Below are 20,040 nucleotides of genomic sequence, written 5' to 3'. Positions count from 1 at the left end.
CTCCTTTTCTAATTTTTCGATATACGAAGCTCAGCAGAGAAAATGCGGCTCCGAAGAGAGTGTGGTTGCTCGACCGACAGGCGTCGGCGGCAGGGAGCCGCCGTCGAACCTACATGGACGTATTCACCCAGCACCTAAATTCCATAGTCCATTGACTATGGTTAACTATCTTGGATAATTCATCCAGCACCTAAATTAAGCCATGATTTTGAATCATTGCCAAAGACCTATGGAATTTAGGTGCTGGGTTCACGGCGCCCTGTCGGGCGAATGACCGCACTCTCACCCACCCCTCGTACTTTCATTTGCAGGGCTACTGCCCATTGCCATTAAGTTAAGCCGTTCGTGGTGAGCCTGTCGAACCATGGACGACTTAACTTATCGACCCAGGATTTTTCCATTCACCCTTCGACAGGCTCAGGGCGAACGGAAAAATCCTTAACTTAATGGCAGTGAGGCCTACTGCCAGTCCTTCATGAGCATTTGGAGAGCAAAAATAATTTGCGTAGGAAAAATAAATCATTGATTTACCGTTTTTTTCTTCATGATCTTCATGGCAAAATACTTTTTCTAGGTTTATCTTTTCGCCAACATTCGCCAATCGCGCTGATCGGCTCCTGATGGCAAAGGCTTGTGCGATGCCTTGACCCATGCAGCGATATCCCGCCAAATCACTTTCGCCTGCAAATCGCGCAACAGCATGTGATAGCCGTTCTCGTAGAAAGCAACGGTTCTATCGCCTCCTTCGGTGTCGAGAAAATCCCGCAAAAAACGTAGCGTCGGCTGCTTTGGTATGACTTCGTCCTTTTCACCATACAGCATCAAGGTATCGACACGAATATTCTGAGCGTTATTGGATGCAGAATCCATCAAATCGGTTAGGCCATGAATCGTTTCGACGCGAGTTTCCTTGATCACCAGCGGATCCCTGCCCAACTCCCGAAGCATTTCGATATTATCCGAGGCTTGTATTTTCAAGCCCCGGCCGGTCAACGTCATCCAGGGCATCGTATGGGACATCAGCCACAACAAACTGCGTTGATACCACGGCATCGTTTCGCGGGACCAAACGGCAGGCGCCGATAAAATTAAACCACTGACCGGCACCGCCTCCTCGCGAGACATAGCCGCTATGATGACGGCTCCGCCCATGCTTTCGCCCAAAAGATAAACCGGCAGCCCCGGATGCTTGCTTTTTATGAGTCTGACAAACAAATCCAGGTCCTCAGTATACGCATCGATACCGCTCCACAAGCCCCGACGCGGGCTTTGACCGAAACCGCGTTGATCGTAGGCATAACTGGCGATTCCTTTTTCTTTCAGAAATGCCCCAGGCTCCTCGAAAAAGCGGCTGTAATCGTTGAAACCGTGTAAAGCGATCAATACAGCCTTCGTTTGGCCCGGCTCCGGCAGCCATTTTCTGACCGGCAACCAGGAGCCGTCCGGTGTGATATAGCGATCTTCCAGCAATAGCGCTTCTATGACGGGTTGACCTGGCTTATAAACGACCGGTGCGCACCCGACGAGCCAACTTAAAAGCACAACAAACAAAATTCTCGAAAATCTAATCATCAATACAACAGTTATTTGTGGACAAACATTTTTTGGAGTATAAAAAATACCAAGGATTCAACTTAATATGTTATCGGCAGATCTTTTTCTTAAAATAGTTAATTCGTTCGCACAATAACGTAAACTTTCTATGGTTAGTCTTTCTTTATCAACCTTGCGCAAAGCTATCGATCAAGCCTACTTGAACGATGAAACTGCTAGCGTAATCGAATTAATGGTTGGCTTGACCGATTATAATCCCGCCGAAGCCGAAGCGCTGGCTCGTTTACTGGTTGAACAGATCCGGGCCGATAAAGACAAGCAATCCGTTGTCGATGCCTTTATGCATGAATACCGGCTCAATAGCGAAGAAGGCGTGGTATTGATGAGCATTGCCGAAGCCCTATTACGCATACCGGATAGCGCGACACAAGACCGTTTTCTCGCCGATAAATTATCTTCGGCCGATTGGCAAACGCATCTCCACCATAGCGACTCGATGCTGGTTAACTTATCGACCGGCGCTTTACTAGTGACCGGTTTATTCGAACGCTATATCAAGGCTGACGAGGCACAAGTATTCGAGTATTTGCTCGGGCGTTTAGGTCAACCTGTCATCCGTCTGGCGTTGCAAAAAGCAATGCATTTTTTAGGCTCGCAATTCGTCATGGCTGAAACGATTTTCGAGGCGCTGCATGCCAGCCAAAAGTATTCCGAATACCGTTATTCCTTCGATATGCTCGGCGAAGCGGCGGTCACCGCCTCGGACGCGGAGCGTTATTTCTCGGCCTATCTCGATGCGATCCGGCAACTGTCTCAAGAATCCGACGGTGAATCGTTGTTCGAAAAACCGGGCGTTTCGGTCAAACTATCGGCACTTTGTCCCCGCTATGAAGCGTTGCAACACCAAAGGGCTACCCCGGAATTGACTGCAAAACTACTCACGTTGGCTCAATACGCGCGGCAAGGCGGATTAACATTGACGGTCGATGCCGAAGAATCGGAACGCTTGAGTCTATCGCTGACGATTTTCGAGGCGGTCTTCACTCATCCGAGTTTAAAAGGATGGCCTGGACTAGGCCTTGCGGTACAAGCCTATCAAAAACGGGCGCCGCATGTCATCGCTTGGCTTTCGGCTCTGGCCAAAACAGAGCATAAGAAGATTCCGGTCCGATTAGTCAAAGGCGCGTACTGGGACACAGAAATTAAACGCGATCAGGAGCAAGGACTTACGGGTTACCCTGTGTTCACGCGAAAATCGGCGACCGACATTTCTTATCTGGCTTGCGCAACACGATTATTGATAGAACCCGACATATTTTATCCACAATTCGCGACACATAATGCCCATACCGTCGCCGCGATCAGGCAAATGGCTGGCAATCGTAAAGATTACGAATTTCAGCGCCTGCACGGCATGGGCGAAGCGCTTTATCAAAATTTGGCGACGCACCCGAATTGGTCTATTCCGTGCCGGATTTATGCGCCGATCGGCCATTATCAAGAACTATTGCCTTATCTGGTTAGGCGTTTGCTGGAAAACGGCGCGAATACCTCTTTCGTCAATCAAATCGAAAACCCCGATATCGACATTGAACGCATCGTGCAAAATCCAGTCTCTTTCTGGCTTGGACTCAATGATTTCGAGAAAACCAGCGTACCGCTGCCGGTCGATCTATTCGGTAAGGAAAGGCGCAATTCGGAAGGCTTCAATCTGGCCGATACCGAACAGTTGTACTCGTTGCAAAAAAGTCTCGACGAATTATCCGGCCTCTCTCATCATGCCGGCCCGTTGATTAACGGAAAATGTCTGTCGGGTAGCGAACGGGTTATCGTAAACCCCGCCAATCATTCGCATAAAGTCGGTACCGTTGCATTTTGCGGTGCCGATACCGTTGCCGACGCTCTCGACACAGCTTCAAAGGCTTTTGATGCATGGCGTTCGACTAACGTGCAAAAACGAGCGCGCTATCTTAACAATGCTGCCGATTTGTTGGAGTATAACCGTACCGAACTAGTCTCTTTATGCGTCAGCGAAGGCGGCAGAACAATCAAAGACGCTTTGGCCGACGTCAGAGAAGCGGTCGATTTTTGCCGCTACTATGCCGCACGCGCCCTTGAGTTGTTCGACCGACCGATGGCTTTACCCGGGCCATGCGGCGAGGATAATTTTTTGACTTATTACGGCCGCGGCGTATTTTTATGCATCAGCCCGTGGAATTTTCCGATTGCCATTTTTACCGGCCAAATCGCAGCGGCGCTAGCGGCCGGCAATACGGTCGTGGCTAAACCGGCCGAAGCAACTTCGCTCACCGCCGCAGCTTGCGTCAAACTTCTGCATCAAGCCGGCATTCCGGGCCCGGTATTGAATTTCGTGCCGGGCATCGGTTCTGAAATAGGGCCCCTGTTACTTCGGGATCCGCGTATTGCCGGCGTCGCGTTTACCGGTTCTACCGAAACGGCGCGTTCGATCAATCGACAGCTCGCCGAACACGCCGATATCGTGCCGTTGATCGCCGAGACCGGCGGTCAAAATGCAATGATAGCCGACACGTCGGCACATAAGGAACAACTGGTACTGGATGCAGTGCAATCCGCGTTCAATAGCGCCGGCCAGCGATGCTCGGCCTTGCGGGTATTATTCTTGCCCCACGAAACCGCCGATAAAATCATCGAACTTCTGATCGGCGCGATGCAGCAGTTGACGATCGGCGATCCGGGCCATTATGCAACCGATATCGGCCCGGTCATCGACCGTAAGGCATTGGATAAATTAAACGCTCATGTTGAAGCCATGCGTCAACATGCCGGCATTTTATTTCAATCGCCGTTACCGCCCGAATTGCCGGATGGGACTTATTTTCCCCCAACATTGATCGAAATCGACTCGCTTGCGCAACTGACCGAAGAAGTGTTCGGCCCGATACTGCACATCGTCCGCTATTCTAGCAATACCCTTGAGCAAGTAATCGACGACATCAATGCCACCGGTTACGGCTTGACGCTGGGCATTCACAGCCGAATCAACGCAACGGCACGCAAGATTCAACAACAAGCCAAAGTCGGTAATCTCTATATCAACCGCAACATGATCGGCGCGACGGTAGGCGTACAACCCTTCGGAGGCATGGGCCTGTCCGGAACCGGCCCGAAAGCCGGCGGACCCGATTATCTAAAACGCTTTGCCGTCGAGCAAACCGTCACAATCAATACCGCCGCAATCGGCGGCAATGCCAGTCTACTGAACCAAGACTTACGCTAAACACCAAATAGCCACCTTACACCTTACACCTTACACCTTTCCTCTTTCCTCTTTCCTCTTTCCTCTTTCCTCTTTCACCTTTCACCTTTAACCTTTCACCTTTAACCTTTAACCTTTAACCTTTAACCTTTAACCTTTAACCTTTAACCTTTCCCCTAACCTTCGATTTGCGATCAATTACTCAAATCCAAAAAAACCGCTTTACATTCTAATGAGAATTGTTATTATTTACATAACCAACATTTATTGGAGCATGACTTATGTATGTTTGTGTCTGTAAGGCGGTTACCGATAAGCAAATCAAATCCGCTATTGAAAACGGCCACTGTTCACGCAAACACCTGAATCAGTGTCTAGGCGTCGGCAGTGTATGCGGCAAATGCAGCCGCCACGTCAAACAAATTCTCGACGAAAGCCATGCCGAACAACAGTTGATGCCGCAAGCTGCTTTCGCCTGATCGATTACTTGCTGTTACCGGGCAAACCGATGCTTGACCTCCATCGGTTTGCCCGTTTTTTGCTTTCATCGTTCCCAGGCTCTGCGCCACTGCCATTAAGTTAAGGGTAACCGTCATTCCGCCATGGACTGGCGGAATCCAGTGCCATGGATGGCAAGCTTTTAAGGTACATTAGAGCCTAAATGCAAGAATTACTTATTTTTATGACAGCTTAACTTAATGGCAGTGATGCAGAGTAAGGGAACCATTCAGGGAAGTCATTTTATGCTTGCCCCTTAATTTCCTTGAAGCCTTGAGCCAATCGCGCTACTCTTTTCCGAACATCAACCATCTCATTATCATTATCGGAGCCGCCATGAAAGGAGACACAAAAGTCATCGAATATCTCAACCAGGTTTTGGAAAACGAACTAACCGCAATCAATCAATATTTTTTGCATGCCAGGATGTATAAAAACTGGGGTTTTGCCAAACTCAACGAGAAGGAATATCACGAATCGATCGATGAAATGAAGCACGCCGATCTAGTGATCGAAAGAATACTGTTTCTCGAAGGCCTGCCGAATCTTCAAAACCTCGGTAAATTATTGGTCGGTGAAAACCCGGAGGAAATGCTGGCTTGCGATTTAAAACTCGAACAACAAGCGGTTCCGGTACTCAGAGAAGCGATCGCTTATTGCGAAACGGTACAAGACTTTGTCTCCAGAGAAATTTTTGAGCATATTCTCGACAGCGAGGAAGATCATATCGATTGGTTGGAAACGCAATTGGAATTGATCGGAAAAATCGGCCTGCAAAATTATTTGCAATCTCAAATGTAACGCTACCGGCGCTGTTTCGGCAGCGCCTTTGCATTCAAACGATTTCTGTTTTCTTCAATCCAGGACTCTATATTGGCTACTGAGTCGACTCTGCACCAGGCCATCCGTAGTTAAGCCCGCCCTCATTTATATGCAAGAACAAGAAGGCGTCATTAAATTTCGCTTCGATCATCAAAACCGGCCTATCGATCAAGCGATTTCCTTAAGCTCGCTCAACGCATGGCGTTCGATCTTATTCAAGCTTGGCTTGATTGGCAAAGATCCCGCACGTTACGGTGGGCTCGGATACGGCAACATCAGCTTGAAGCCTGACCTCAATAGCAATAAGTTTATTATCAGCGGAACGCAAACCGGTCACATCGAAGAATTGAGCCGCGAGCATTACTGCGAAGTATGGAATATCGATATCGAGCGGTATTTTCTACAATCTAAAGGTTTGACCAAGCCGTCTTCGGAAGCGATTACTCATGCCTGCGTTTATAGTCAAGACGTCTCGATTCGTTCGGTCATTCATATTCATAGCCCCGAAATTTGGCAAAAAACCGCCGAACTCGCCCTCCCCCATACGCCGGCCGATGCCGCTTACGGAACTCCGCAAATGGCTCGAGCCGTTGCCGAGCTCTTTCAATCCGGACGACTCGACGATAGGCCGGTATTCAGTATGCTCGGCCACCAAGACGGCATCGTCGCCTTCGGCGATTCGATCGAACACGCGGGATGGCTGTTGATAAAAGCGCTGGGCGATGCATTACGCATTGAAGACATGATCGATAAACAGTAGAATAACTAGGCTATATTAGAAACCATTAATATTATGTCGAATATCATTATTTATACCTCTACTTTCTGCCCTTACTGCACAATGGCCAAGCGCCTGCTCGATAAAAAGGGCGCCGTTTACAGTGAAATCAATGTCGATGCCGAACCCGGCTTGCGACAGGAAATGGTGCTTAAAACCAAGCGCAGAACGGTGCCGCAAATCTATATCGGCGATTTCCATGTCGGCGGTTTCGACGATTTGTATGCGCTGGAGCAACAAAGCCGATTGGACCCATTATTGACCTCATAGAACAATTACCGGCCAAAATTTCACTTTTCATCGATTTGAGCGGCAATAGCTTCGATGACCAAGGCCTGGCTATGAAACATCTATTTTGCTCTTGACCGATCGCCCCGGTTTACTCGGGCGATCGCTTCGCCAAGGTCTGCCTGCAACGATAAAGGCCGCAATCAAAGTCAGAATCAACCAATCCCTTCCGATCAGAATTAAGGCCGCCCAACTGTAACCGCCGTAGGGCCTTTGCAGTTCGTTGTAAATGTCGCCGAAAAAGATGATGCCGAGCATCAACGGAACGAATACTTTGATTAACAATATCCAGCCCATTCCTAATTTCAAACTGGATATCCGGTTGATATGCTGACGCAGCTTGAACAAATCGAACGCCCAACCGATCACGATGCATTCCAAAATACCTACTGTCACCAATCCGTAATGCGTGATAAATCGGTCGACGATATCCAGCCAAAGTAAACCGCTTTGCGTCGTGAAGACGATGCCGCCGAGACAACCGAATACGCTAACGAAGGTCACCAGCAATTTACGATCGAAATTGAATTTATCGATCACCGCCGAAACGAAAGCCTCGACGATCGATACCGCCGATGATAATCCGGCGACTGTCAAACTCAAGAAAAATAACGCACCGAACAGATTACCGCCCGGCATTAAACCGATGGCTTTCGGATAAGCGACAAACGCCAAACCGATGCTTTGCGTCACAACATCGGCAATTTCCTTGCCTTCACTTTGCGCCATGAAGCCTAACACAGCGAACACGCCGAAACCGGTCAGCAACGAATACGCGCTATTGATCAATGCAATCAAAACCGCATTTCGAGTGATGTCGGTTTTGTCCGGCAAATAACTGGCATAAGCGATCATGATTCCGAAACCGAGGCTCAGCGTGAAAAAAATCTGGCTGTAGGCATCGATCCAGACTTGCGGATCGTTGAGCTTGGCAAAATCCGGCGTGATATACACTTGAATGCCGTGCCACGCCCCATCCAATTGAAGAGACCAAGCCACTAAGACAACGGTAAGTAACAACAAAACAGGCATCATGATTTTATTGGCCAGTTCGATGCCTTTTTGGATACCGCGATAGACCACTAACCAAATCGCGAGCCATGTAAGGATAAGACCGAATAAGATAGGCGTTCGAATTTCGCCTAATCGAAAAGGACTATCGCTTACTCGTAAAAAATGCTTGAAAAAATAGGCGTTAGGATCGTCTCCCCAAGCCAGATTGAACGACAGTGCGAAGTAATTCAAACACCACGAGATAATCGCCGAATAGTATAATTCGATGCCGAACATGACAAAAATCACCGACCACCAACCGAGCCATTCCCAGCGTGGGCTTATTTTATGATAAGCCAGCGGCGCGGAACCGACGCGTTCATGACCGATGCCGTTTTCCAGTATCAACAGCGGAATGCCGGCCGTTAGTAACGCCGTCAAATAAGGAATCAGGAAAGCCCCGCCGCCGTGCTGGTAAGCCAGATAACTAAACCGCCAGATATTACCCAATCCGATCGCCGAGCCGACCGCAGCCATCAAAAAACCAAGCTGCGAGTTCCACCTTTCACGCGCCATGATTGCCTCCTATACCCGTAGATCAAAATTCGGCACCGGGGTGTCCGTCAAAGGACGCCGTGAATACATTCCTGTAGGCTCTATGCCAGCTCCATCCTGGCAAAGCCTTTGTCGCCCACCCCGGTGCCTCCTCAAGCACTGCCGAAATTTGAAGTGCGAAAGGTATAAATTAACGATCGAATCACTCTCTCGATTACGAGTTTAGCATTTTTAATCCCCCGACTAACGATGCGCGTAAATGATTAAACCGGACAGTTCTTAACACGGGCATTATTATCGCTAGCGATTCGCGGACTTTTATGTCAGGATTTATCAGCGTTCCATTTAAACTTGGCGCATTTTCGAATTGGCTATGCTTTGTTCGAGGAATGTTTCCAGTTTTGAATGTGAACACCAAAAATAATCACAAAACCGAGGAAAATCCCGATGAAAAAAATAATCAGTTTAGCTTCAATCATTGCATTATCCGCATTAACCCAAGTATCCGTTGCAGCGGAAGACACTCCTGCAAAACCGAAACATGAAATGAAAATGGATCATGACATGGGCGGCAAAGGGAAAATGGGAGATATGGGCCAAGGAAAGATGCAAGGCAAGGGTGAGGGAAAAATGGGAGGAATGGGCGGCATGGGTGACATGGGCGGTATGGATCATGAAAAAATGCGAGAGCATTTAAAAATGAAACAAGAATACCAACTGAAACTGCATGCGCTAACGAATAAAATTCTGGCCGAGAAAGACCCTGCGAAACAACAAGCGCTCAAAGACGAACAATTAAAACTAATGGAACAACATCACATGCAAATGATGAAAATGCATAAAATGATGAAAGGCCATAAAATGTAAAACCGATCTCAAGATCGTTTTCTAGTCGCGGCCGGCATGGCCGCGATTTCAAACTAAAGCCCAACTCGATCAATGATTTCCAACCCTCCGCATAAAGGCCGAAGCGCGACCGGTAACCCTAACGGCCGTTATAACCTAGAAAGCCGTGAGGCGTTTGACGACGGCTGGGATTATTTCGACGACGAAACCCCGCTACGCACCGAAGTTTCTCTGGAAAATGCACGAACGATCATCAGCCGGAATCAGTCGCCCGACATCCCCTTCGAACAATCGCTCAACCCGTATCGAGGCTGCGAACACGGCTGCATTTACTGTTTCGCTCGCCCGACACATGCTTACTTGGGCTTGTCGCCTGGACTGGATTTCGAAACCAAACTCACGGCAAAACCCGAAGCCGCAGAATTACTGCGCAAAGCACTTCAAAGCCGCAAATACCGCTGTACGCCGGTTGCACTAGGCGCCAACACCGACCCCTATCAACCCATCGAACGCCGATACCGTATCACCCGGGAAATACTCGAAGTACTGAGCGAATTTCGCCATCCCTGCACGATTACGACCAAATCAGCCATGGTTGAACGCGACATTGATTTATTGGCGCCGATGGCCGAAAGCAATTTAGTTCAGGTTAATCTTTCGCTCACCACATTAAAGCCCGAACTTTCCCGAAAACTCGAACCTCGCGCAAGCTCGCCGCAGCGCCGACTGCAAACCATTGCACGGCTGCATGAGAATAAAATACCGGTCAATGTCATGGTCGCCCCGGTGATTCCGGTACTCACCGATTCGGAACTGGAAAGCATTCTCAAAGCAGCATCCGAAACCGGTGCGCAATCCGCCGAATATATCCTGATCCGGCTACCGCTTGAAGTATCGGAATTATTCGAAGAATGGCTGAATACGCACGTTCCAAATCAAGCCAAGCATGTACTCAATCGTATTCGAGACTGCCGAAGCGGGCGCGCTAATGATCCGCGTTTCGGTACCCGGCTACGCGGAGAGGGCGTCTATGCCGATCTGATAGCGCAACGCTTTCGTATTGCTACGCGCCGGCTCGGACTCGATACCGGCATGCCGGCACTCGATTGTTCCCGTTTTAAATCCGGCCCGATTCAAATGGATTTATTCTGAATCAACGAACTCTGTTCTCAGCGGCAGGAAAACTGAAGGCTGCCAAGGCATAGAGCCACAATGCCGAAAACACCAAGACGGTAAAGCCGAATTCGGTTGCTATCAGCGCCGCCAATATCGCACTTATAACCGAAGCACAGCCGTTTACGCCCCAAGCCCAAGGAATCAATGCCGGAACGCTACGCCCAAGGCTCGCCATGCCCATCGGAAACGGCATGCCCATGAAAAATCCTAGCGGTGCGATCAAGGCTATCGAACCGAGTACCTTACTGAATTCGCTACGTTGCAATAAAAAGCCGGTAATATATTGAAATTCCAAGATATATACTGCGCTCAACAGAACTATCGCGGCAATCGGCATGGTAATCCATAACCGGTTGTTCTTGTCGGACAGTTTTTTGGAAAAACGGCTACCAATACCCGCACTCAACAGAAAAGTACTGACCACGACGGTAATGGCATACAGCGGATGGTGCAGAATTAGGATAAATTTTTGAATGAACGCAATTTCCACGAACAAAAAAGCCAAGCCGAGACATGAAAAATAAAAGAAGATACGCCAATGCAACGCCGAGCCGGCTTCGATACCCAGTTTTCGTTTCCAAAACCAAAGCGGCACGATGATCAACAAAAAGCTGACACCGACCGCCTGCACTAAACCGGCAATCAACAATAAATAGCCGCTTTCCAATAAGGACATACCGCCTTGGTCCAGCAGCGACCAGATTTCAGGTAAGGTTCGCCATTTGAAAAAATGGAAAAAATACGGCCGATCGTCGGTGGCAGGTTTGATATTGAATTTGTAATCGGCTATAAACGCTTCGCGCTCCTCGCCTAGCAATGCCGTTGCCGCTTGATAATAATACGGCTCCTGTAAAATATTGAAGCGATTGACTTCAGACTGTGCAACGCCCGGATAATAATCGGTATCGAAGCCTCGTTCATCGCAAAATCGCCGTAAAGCGGCCAGCTCCGCTTCGGAAAACGCCCCGTTTTTGATCAGCATCGTCGCGGTTTGCCAACTGCGAATCAACACGATGTTTTGTTCAGGGTTCTCGCTGCCCAACGTTTTTAAGGCAGCACTGGCGGTCGCGAGTAATTTAAGCGTATCGCGCGGCGGCATCTTGACCCAGCGCGTCATGCTCAGATAACCGCCCGGCGTCAAATGTTCCAAATAAGCCTTAAGCGCTTCCTCGGTATACAGATAGGTTTCCGCCAACGCGTAAAGTCCGGCAGACGAAGCGCCAAACGCGTCGAGCAGTGAAAGATTGATCAAATTATAACGATCACGCGAAGTCGCGACAAAACCGCGCGCTTCGGCGGTATGCAACCGGACCCGAGGATCGCTGTAAATATGGCCGGCGAAATCGGCATGCTTATCCTTGACTAAAGCGATCGTTTGAGGGTTCAGCTCGACCGCATCGATAGCCGGTATCTTGTGATAAAGTGCCTGTAACACATCGCTGCCGGTTCCCGCCCCCAAAATCAACACTTTTTCTTGGGCTTGCAAATGATAAGGCAAGGCCGATGTGCTTTGATCCAAATACGCCAGATTATTCGAATTACCGTCATAACGCGAAATCGCCGACAAATTGTCGGCATCGGTGAAAACGCCCAACTGCTCGGGCGGCTCGGCGTCGGCATTCAGACTCAAGCCAGGCGCATGGCGTAGCGGCATTTGCGTGCTTTCGATGACGCTCAAGAGACCCAGCGGGCTGGAATAATTTTCGACGACTTCAGTTCCCGGAATTCTCAATTGTTGGCTCAAGCCTTTATAAGGCGAGATGCTTAGAGTCCAGTCCTGCAGGGTCAATACGAAAACCGCGGCCACGGTTGCCGCACCGACGGTGAACCTCACCCCGGCCCGCCAGCGCCGGAAGAACAAACTCTGCACTAGTAAGCTGGCGACAATGCTCAAACCGCCGATGGCCGGCAATATTTTTTCCGGGAATAAGACGAACAACAAGACAATGATGCTCAAGCTGCCGATGCCCGCGCCGCATAAATCGGCCGCATAAATCGACGAAACATCGCGGCGATAGCGGAAAAAAGACAAGCCAATCACATTCGCGGCGAAAAAAAACGGCAATGCCAGTAATAAATACAGACCGCTTAAATATCCAAGCTGTTCTGGCGCCCATAACAGTTCGGCCGGGTTAAACGGAATTTGTTGCGCGATTAGAAAACAAGCAGGCGCGGCAATACCGAATAACAGCAGATTGATCGTGACGGCCAGCCCGTAGACACCGATCAAACGCTCCCGATTGAATGCCAAAAATACCCCACTCACGCCATAACCGAGCAAGGCCAAACTGATGATCAAATAGGCAAAATGATGCCATTGTATGATCGAAAACAAGCGCATCAACAGCACTTCATAGGCCAGCGAACCGGACGAAGTGGCAGCTATCGCCAATAACAAAGGAAAAGCCGGTCTTCTTGTCATGGCTTAACGATCTCCCGTTAAAGGCACAAATCTAACCGGCAATAACTGGCGGCTCGTAATGCGGTTTTCTTGGTCCTTGTTCACCAGCACGAGATGCTGTACGGTAAAACGGCCGCCGACCGGAATGATCATGCGCCCGCCCGGTTTCAATTGTTTGATCAGCGGCGGAGGAATATGACTGGCGGCTGCGGTCACCATGATCGCATCGAACGGCGCGGCCCCTTCCCAACCGTAATATCCGTCGCCCGCGCGCGATTGCACTTTATCGTAGCCTAGACGTTTAAGATCGCGCGCGGCCTGATCCGCCAAAGCCTCGATAATTTCTATCGTATACACGCTACCGGCCACTTCTGCCAAAACAGCCGCCTGGTAAGCCGAACCGGTACCGATTTCCAATACGCGGCTATTTTCATCAAGCTCCAACAAATCGGTCATGATCGCCACGATGTAAGGCTGAGAGATCGTTTGTCCGTGCCCGATCGGCAAGGGCCTGTTTAAATAGGCATTGGGCCGCTGCGCCTCCGGCACGAATTCATGACGGGGCACTTTACGCAATGCCTGCAAAACTTTCTCGTCTAATGCGTCTTTACCGAGAAAATAGCTCGTCGACCTGACATCCGCCTGAATCATATCGATCAATCTATTGCGTTGCCGTTCATAGGCCGTCTCGCCGGCCATTGCATAATTGGCAACACCAAACAACATGATTGCGAAAATTACTAATCGGAATTGTTTATTCATTGTTTTACCCCCTCCCCACCCATCATTTCAGTATTCGCCGAAAAGATCTAGGCTTAGTTACTGTGAAAGATCGTAAATTTAGATTCATTATCTAATTTTTCGATATGAAAAAGCTCAGCAACAAAAATGCCGGTTACGGAGAGGGTGCGGTTGCTCGACCGACGGGCGTCGGCGGCAGGGCAGATTTTTGCTCCTCGGCAATTGCTCCTGCATTGCCCTAATACACGCCATCCATGGCGTAATGCAAAATCTGCATTCATGCCATCCATGGCAATCAGTCGCCGCCGTCGAGCCTACACGGACGTATTCACGGCGTCCTGTCGGGCGAGTGACCGCACCCTCCCCACCAGAGAACTTTCATTTGCCGGGGCGATGACCAGGCCTTCATGAACGTTATTGTAGAACAGTCTCGTAGTGCGGCATAAGTCATGCCGCACTCATTCATTTACGAAACTTGTCAGCGTTAAAAGTTCGGTTTATTGTGAATTGAAACCTTCGTTAATCGTAATTTGTATAAACCTTTTAATCTAGATTAGGCAGTTTAACCATGAAGCACATGAAGTTTATGAAGGATTTCAAGAAATTACCTAAACATTCTCGCTAACCTTTTTGGTGAGCGAAAGTTCGATACAAACGTGTAATAAGTAATTGAATTAACTTCTTATTCTTCATGATCTTCATGGTGAAATGCTTTTTCTAGGTTTAAAAAACTTATTGCTAAAATTTTAATTGAGTAGCACTGTTCACTTCATGACAAACTTATTCAAACTGATCGCTTTTTCGTGCTGTTTAGCCCTGCCGCTTATCGGGAGCGGCTGTTCGCATTCGCAAATCGCAACGGAACCTTACCCGATTTGGGGAGAGTCGATTTTTTTGCCGGTGGAAAACGGCGAATCACGGCGTCATATGCAAATCCGGGAACTCTCGCAATCGGCCGACGACATCCAAGCTTGTATTTTGATCGTACACGGCATGAACGAACATACAGGCCGCTATGCTGAAATCGCCCGGCATTTCGCACAAAGCCACCTGATCGCCGGCATCGATATGACCGCACATGGTTTGAGCAATCCGGTCTATTTGGACGCGCATGAAAGCCTCAAAGCCGGTGCCGATGAGTTCGACGTCGGCTCGGCGTTTTTGGAGCAATCCCAACTTAGAAACCTCGATGCGATGCGCGCGGATCTACATTTGGCAATCCGGCACCTGAGACAACGCTGTGACAAAAGCGCGGGAGACGACAAGCCGCTGGTCATTCTATCGCATAGCCTCGGATCATTGGTCAGCGCTTCTTACTTACTCGAAGCCAAACTGCCAGATACGGTCGACGGCATCATTTTCACAGGCCCCGCGTTCGCGGTGACCGAAGTACCGGGCTGGCGCGGTTGGTTTCAGAATCCTTTGATCGGCTTTACCTACCACACCCAGGAGCATTTCCTTCATCCGCATGACGAAGCGTTCCCGCTGATGCTGTTCAATCAATTCACGGCTTTACTGACCGTCCCGTTGCAAAACGGTATCATTGAATTTTTATCATTGCCCGGCATGCGAAATATATTTTCACCCAGTAACCCGGACTGGGTCGCAGCCTATCTCAGCGATTGGGAAGTTGAACGTTTACGCCATAAACACGATCGCTACATCATGCATCGATCGATACTGCGTTATGTGCAAGGCGTGCAAAAAGAAATCATCCGATTTAGACGAAACATGGCCGATTTCGACACGCCCTATTTATTGATTTATTCCGAATTCGACCCGATTACCGCAGCGTGGGGCAACATCGACTTCGCTGCCGTGACGCTCGAAAAACATCCGCTAAATGAAGTCATGCCGCTCATCGGAAAAAGCCATCATGAACAACTGTTTTCCGAACCGAGATTGCGCCGAGAAGTCTTAGATAAAATTGATCGATGGCTCGAATCGCTGATTGCGGAACACAAACAACCGAACGAATACTAATTGAGGCCGTCGCGGTGGACATCAAATTACCGGTCAATACTCAAACGTTTACCGGATTAGCCAAGGTAAAAGATCAGCCGCTGACACCAAAAATCGGCCAAGCGCTCGATGCTGCAGTGATTCGAATCGACGACAAACAAACCGGCATCACTTTAAAAATAAACGATCATATCGTAGAGGTTCAAAGCAACCAGCCTTTACCATTGGAAAAAGGCCAACCCTTAAAACTCATCGTTACCCGACTGATACCGACGCTCGAATTTAAAATAGATTCCAATCCGTCACAGACCAAAAACGCTCCGGTTACCCTAACGGAACAAGCGACGGTTCCCGCAAACAAGTTCGATACCGCCACGCCCGACAAGACCTCGTTTATCCGCTTACCGCCACCGTCCAATGAAACGATACAGGCTAAAGTCGTATCGGTAGGCCCGGATAAAATTCAACTCTCGATTTTGCCGGATAAATCAACTGCCGGCACGTCTCGGCAAACATTCGAGTTAACGGCCGACAAAAATTCCTTTCAAAATCTGAAGTCTGGACAAAACGTTATCTTGGAGATCGCCCGACACGGACAAACCCGGGAAATTAAAATCGTACCGGCAACTCTCCGAGATATTCCGACTACCCTTGGTCACGAAATCGAAACCTTACCGATCGTGCACCGTGACATTCCGGCAGTTGTCCGTGACATTTTACCGAGACACGAAACGCCAACCGTACTACTCAATCAACTCATTGCCGACCTGCCGGCGCTTCATGCCAATAAAACCGTTTCCGAAACATTGAAACAATTGGCCCAAGAAATCCTGCAAAATCTCCAAAGACCGGAACAATTAACCGACGGTAAACAACTCAAAACGGCGGTCGAACGTTCCGGTTTGTTCCTCGAAGCCCGATTGCTCGAATTGACCAAACAGCAACCGGAACTCCTCAAATCGGATTTCAAAGGCTTATTGCTCAAATTGATACAGATTCTCAAACCGGAAACGGCACCACTGCCGGAAAAACCGCTTAGCGTGTCGGAACTGGAACAACTCAAAAATTTGCTGCAAAAGACCGAAAATAGTGTCGCCAAGTTGACTCTGGATCAACTCGCCTCATTACCCAAGGACGACTCGCCGAAACAAGTCTGGCTTCTGGAAATACCGTTTCTCGGCGAAAGCAAGGCGCAATCGGTCAAAATAGAAATCGAGCGCGATAAACATAACGGTTCCGAACAGGACGAACAAACGAAATGGTCGGTATATCTTACGATAACGCCGCCAAATTTAGGAACGCTGCACTGCAAATTGTCTTATTTCGACGACAAAATCAATGCGCATTTTTGGAGCGAACAAGAGGCAGTAACCGGCCTTATCAAACAGAATATCGAACATTTAAAAAAACGATTCGAAGCCGAAGGACTCAATCCCGGCTTTATCGACGCTTTGGACGGCACGCCGCCCAGAAAGGAAACAGCCCCAACGATCGAGATGGGCTTGATTAACGAAAAGGCATGACCACAAAAAGTTGTTCGGATTCGCTAGCTATCAATCATCCTAGAAAAGCATTTTGTTCACGAAAGACACGAAAATATTCAAATACTTAAACATGACAAAGTCGAACTATTCAGTCCCGCGTAATTATCGTTCCCACGCTCTGCGTGGGAACGCCTGAGTACCGCTCCAGCGGTACGAGACGCTAGAGCGTCTCGGTCTTCATTCCCACGCTGGAGCGTGGAAACGATAGGGGGGGGGATGTGAATAATTACGCAAAATTTACTGGAGCACCTATACTTACCACCACTTAAAAACAAAGTTCGAGAGAGCATTATGGTACCTAAGTCATTGATCGAAAAAGTCGGTTCTTTATATACCTTGCCGGATATTGCATTGCGCGTCAATGAACTCCTAAGCTCCGATCAAGCCAGTAATGATCAATTGGAAGAAATCATCGTTAACGACCCGGCATTGACCGCACAATTGTTAAAATTGGTGAATAGCGCCTACTACGGATTTTCGGGGAAGGTCGATACGGTTTCTCGCGCGATTTCGATGATCGGTCGGCAAGAATTACGAAATATAGTCATCGCGACTTCGGTGGCATCGACCTTTCAGGACATTCCGAAAGACTTGGTCGACATGGAGACATTTTGGTATCACAGCATTACTAGCGGCGTATTGGCCCGACTATTGGCAGAACAATGCAAGAGAAAGGAACATGAACGTTTTTTCATCGCCGGTTTATTGAATAGCATTGGCAAGTTGATCTTGTTTAGCCAGTTTCCGGAAAAAGCCGGCGAAGCCTTGACTTTTAAAGACCGAGGTGAGGATGCGGTCACCCAAGCCGAACAACGCATTTTCGGCTTCACCTATGCCGAACTCGGCGCCGAATTATTGAAGGAATGGAAATTACCGAGCAGCATTTGGCAATTGGTCGCCGCCCAAACCGATCCGATGAACGCAACCGATATCCTTCAAGATGCTTGCATCCTGCATGTGGCGGCTAAAATCGCCGCGAGTATCGAGCCTTGCTCGGTAAAAACCCATGACTTCGAAGACTTCAACCCGACCTACCTGCCGGAAGCGTGGGAGGCATTAGGCCTAAGCGACGAATCGATTAAGCCTTTAACGCTGGATGCCTCATTACAAGCATTCGAGATCTTGGGAATTATTAGGCCGGGAGCGACTTTGATTTTTTGATTGAAACTTGGCAGCTAAATACATGCAACCATAGTTTTATTCTTCAAGGACACTGTGGATTAGTTTGTATGGTGGCACCAATAATATTTTCGGCTACACCAATACCACAAAAATTATAAACACCAGCAGTGGGTTCATGCACTTCAAAAGTATAGCTTTCCACACCGTAGGTGTAAGTGACCCGTCTAAAATCCTGTCCCTGTTGGACGATAGACCATGTTCCTACCTGCTCAGTAGGATCAATAGGGTCATTAGGGCCCATTTTATAGTCCCAAAGCTGACCAGATGTTGGCCCTCCTCTATGTTCTTCCTGCCATTTTTCCGTATCTCGGCTCGCACAGACTGTTTTTCCGGGCAGCAAAGTGCGTAAGTCATTGATCCGAGTACTCCCTTGGCACGACGGGGCTTGAGCAAAAGCATTAAATGATACAACAGCAAGCACAATAGTATTTGTTAAAAAATATGATTTCATCAGTGCACTCCCACTATGTAAAAAAATTAGAAAGTTATTGTTAAAAACCAAACCAAAACGTATATAGCCGATATGTGACTTTTCAAACTCCTAGCATTTTTTGAGAATTCTTCTCTTAGTTTTAAAGACTCAGCGACATTATTCGAACTACCATTTAGATATACTTAGGAATATGCATAAAATAACTGCTACAAGTAGTAGGCTTTGCGGCGATTCGGTGACTCGCTTGACAGGACGCCGTGAATACTTCCATGCAGGCTTGACGGCGGCTTTCCCTGCCGCCGACACCTGTCAATCGAGCCACCGAACCCCCTCCCAGAAGTTGTCGAAGTTATTTCATGCTCGTTCCTCAATCATTTACCTTATTAATTCTCTCGCTCTCTGTTCAGCATCAGTCGCCCCCGACAAATCCCCTTGCATCTTTTTTGCTTCGGCAATCAACTGCCAGCAGCGCTTTTTCAACGCTTTGTCAGAGCCAGCCAATATCGCCGATTTTTTTGCCAAATCCTCGGCTTGTTTAGGCTTCGCTTGTTTAAGACGAACTTCGGCCAATTTATAGATCAAGGTCGCGTTTCTCGGCTCGATCCGCAATCCACGCTCCAAAACAGCTGCCGCCGAATCCAGATTACCCACACCGGCGCTTCGGTCTGCATCGGAAATCATCGCAATTGCAACCGGGCTCAAATGAGTCGATTGCACTTTTTCGGCTGGGGTTGCCCATGCCGGAGGTGCGGACGGCAATGACGGAGCGGTTTTGACTTCCGGCGGCGCGACAGGCTTTTCTTTGACAATAGGCTTCGGCGGTTGCTGAACCGGTGTTTTATAATACGGTTCGACCGGAGCCGGCACCTGCTGACCGGTTAAACCGGCACAACCGACCGCCAGCATCGGCAGCATGGGTATAAAGTACTTGTTCAATCGCATTTAAATACTATTCAATAAAGGTTTAATTGCCCGACAATACAAATTTGACCGGAAATTAAATTAAAGCTAAGTGGCTGAAATTAATCT

Annotated in this window: 16 protein-coding genes; 10 read left to right on the top strand and 6 right to left on the bottom strand. The window is 48.6% G+C overall.

The genetic code is table 11. The annotated features are described in order from the left end of the window. Nucleotides 1–576 precede the first annotated feature (576 nt). Complete coding sequence (locus MEALZ_RS08420) at nucleotides 577–1,572, bottom strand: alpha/beta hydrolase (protein ID WP_014148207.1); 996 nt, start codon at nucleotides 1,570–1,572, stop codon at nucleotides 577–579. A gap of 130 nt (nucleotides 1,573–1,702) precedes the next feature. Here MEALZ_RS08420 and putA point away from each other — a divergent pair, with 130 nt between their 5' ends. The 5 genes from putA (at nucleotide 1,703) to grxC (ending at nucleotide 7,160) form a co-directional block, all read left to right on the top strand. Beyond that, nucleotides 1,703–4,813, top strand: a complete 3,111-nt coding sequence (putA, locus tag MEALZ_RS08415; RefSeq protein WP_014148206.1) for a bifunctional proline dehydrogenase/L-glutamate gamma-semialdehyde dehydrogenase PutA — start codon at nucleotides 1,703–1,705, stop codon at nucleotides 4,811–4,813. Nucleotides 4,814–5,073: 260 nt separating this feature from the next. Continuing rightward, a complete protein-coding gene (locus MEALZ_RS21770; RefSeq protein WP_014148205.1) occupies nucleotides 5,074–5,271 on the top strand; it encodes a (2Fe-2S)-binding protein in 198 nt (65 codons plus the stop codon). Between the two features lie 355 nt (nucleotides 5,272–5,626). Beyond that, nucleotides 5,627–6,091 (top strand): bacterioferritin, encoded by a 465-nt coding sequence (gene bfr, locus MEALZ_RS08405; RefSeq protein ID WP_017838923.1) that lies wholly within the window; start codon nucleotides 5,627–5,629, stop codon nucleotides 6,089–6,091. A gap of 130 nt (nucleotides 6,092–6,221) precedes the next feature. Continuing rightward, on the top strand, nucleotides 6,222–6,872 hold the full coding sequence (locus MEALZ_RS08400; protein ID WP_014148203.1) for a class II aldolase/adducin family protein: 651 nt from the start codon (nucleotides 6,222–6,224) through the stop codon (nucleotides 6,870–6,872). A 33-nt stretch (nucleotides 6,873–6,905) separates the two neighbouring features. Further along, nucleotides 6,906–7,160: a glutaredoxin 3 gene (gene grxC, locus MEALZ_RS08395; RefSeq protein WP_014148202.1), complete on the top strand. Its 255-nt coding sequence runs from the start codon at nucleotides 6,906–6,908 to the stop codon at nucleotides 7,158–7,160. 69 nt (nucleotides 7,161–7,229) lie between these two features. On the opposite strand, the gene MEALZ_RS08390 is transcribed toward grxC, so the two are convergent. After that, nucleotides 7,230–8,747 (bottom strand): sodium-dependent transporter, encoded by a 1,518-nt coding sequence (locus tag MEALZ_RS08390; RefSeq protein ID WP_014148201.1) that lies wholly within the window; start codon nucleotides 8,745–8,747, stop codon nucleotides 7,230–7,232. Between the two features lie 426 nt (nucleotides 8,748–9,173). On the opposite strand from MEALZ_RS08390, the gene MEALZ_RS08385 reads away from it, so the two are divergent. Together MEALZ_RS08385 and MEALZ_RS08380 are read left to right on the top strand one after the other, a co-directional pair. Then, the gene (locus MEALZ_RS08385) at nucleotides 9,174–9,593 is read left to right on the top strand and encodes a hypothetical protein (protein WP_014148200.1); all 420 of its coding nucleotides are present in this window, start codon (nucleotides 9,174–9,176) and stop codon (nucleotides 9,591–9,593) included. A 72-nt stretch (nucleotides 9,594–9,665) separates the two neighbouring features. Next, a complete protein-coding gene (locus MEALZ_RS08380) occupies nucleotides 9,666–10,724 on the top strand; it encodes a PA0069 family radical SAM protein (protein ID WP_014148199.1) in 1,059 nt (352 codons plus the stop codon). Between the two features lies 1 nt (nucleotide 10,725). On the opposite strand, the gene MEALZ_RS08375 is transcribed toward MEALZ_RS08380, so the two are convergent. Both MEALZ_RS08375 and MEALZ_RS08370 read right to left on the bottom strand, forming a co-directional pair. Further along, nucleotides 10,726–13,170: a spermine/spermidine synthase domain-containing protein gene (locus MEALZ_RS08375; protein ID WP_014148198.1), complete on the bottom strand. Its 2,445-nt coding sequence runs from the start codon at nucleotides 13,168–13,170 to the stop codon at nucleotides 10,726–10,728. Between the two features lie 3 nt (nucleotides 13,171–13,173). Next, the gene (locus MEALZ_RS08370) at nucleotides 13,174–13,911 is read right to left on the bottom strand and encodes a protein-L-isoaspartate(D-aspartate) O-methyltransferase (protein ID WP_014148197.1); all 738 of its coding nucleotides are present in this window, start codon (nucleotides 13,909–13,911) and stop codon (nucleotides 13,174–13,176) included. Between the two features lie 750 nt (nucleotides 13,912–14,661). Here MEALZ_RS08370 and MEALZ_RS08365 point away from each other — a divergent pair. The 3 genes from MEALZ_RS08365 (at nucleotide 14,662) to MEALZ_RS08355 (ending at nucleotide 18,557) form a co-directional block, all read left to right on the top strand. Continuing rightward, nucleotides 14,662–15,873, top strand: coding sequence for an alpha/beta fold hydrolase (locus MEALZ_RS08365; RefSeq protein ID WP_014148196.1), 1,212 nt, complete (start codon nucleotides 14,662–14,664; stop codon nucleotides 15,871–15,873). Further along, a complete protein-coding gene (fliK, locus tag MEALZ_RS08360; RefSeq protein WP_046061058.1) occupies nucleotides 15,825–17,375 on the top strand; it encodes a flagellar hook-length control protein FliK in 1,551 nt (516 codons plus the stop codon). Before MEALZ_RS08365 ends, fliK begins: the two co-directional genes overlap by 49 nt. Before the next feature lie 312 nt (nucleotides 17,376–17,687). Beyond that, nucleotides 17,688–18,557: an HDOD domain-containing protein gene (locus MEALZ_RS08355; protein WP_014148194.1), complete on the top strand. Its 870-nt coding sequence runs from the start codon at nucleotides 17,688–17,690 to the stop codon at nucleotides 18,555–18,557. A 43-nt stretch (nucleotides 18,558–18,600) separates the two neighbouring features. On the opposite strand, the gene MEALZ_RS22655 is transcribed toward MEALZ_RS08355, so the two are convergent. Next, a complete protein-coding gene (locus MEALZ_RS22655; RefSeq protein WP_014148193.1) occupies nucleotides 18,601–19,029 on the bottom strand; it encodes a hypothetical protein in 429 nt (142 codons plus the stop codon). A 357-nt stretch (nucleotides 19,030–19,386) separates the two neighbouring features. Then, nucleotides 19,387–19,953, bottom strand: a complete 567-nt coding sequence (locus tag MEALZ_RS08345; protein WP_162472932.1) for a tetratricopeptide repeat protein — start codon at nucleotides 19,951–19,953, stop codon at nucleotides 19,387–19,389. Nucleotides 19,954–20,040: the final 87 nt, after the last annotated feature.

The organism is Methylotuvimicrobium alcaliphilum 20Z, from assembly GCF_000968535.2.
GTDB lineage: Bacteria > Pseudomonadota > Gammaproteobacteria > Methylococcales > Methylomonadaceae > Methylotuvimicrobium > Methylotuvimicrobium alcaliphilum.
This window is presented reverse-complemented; position numbering and strand designations above follow the sequence as displayed.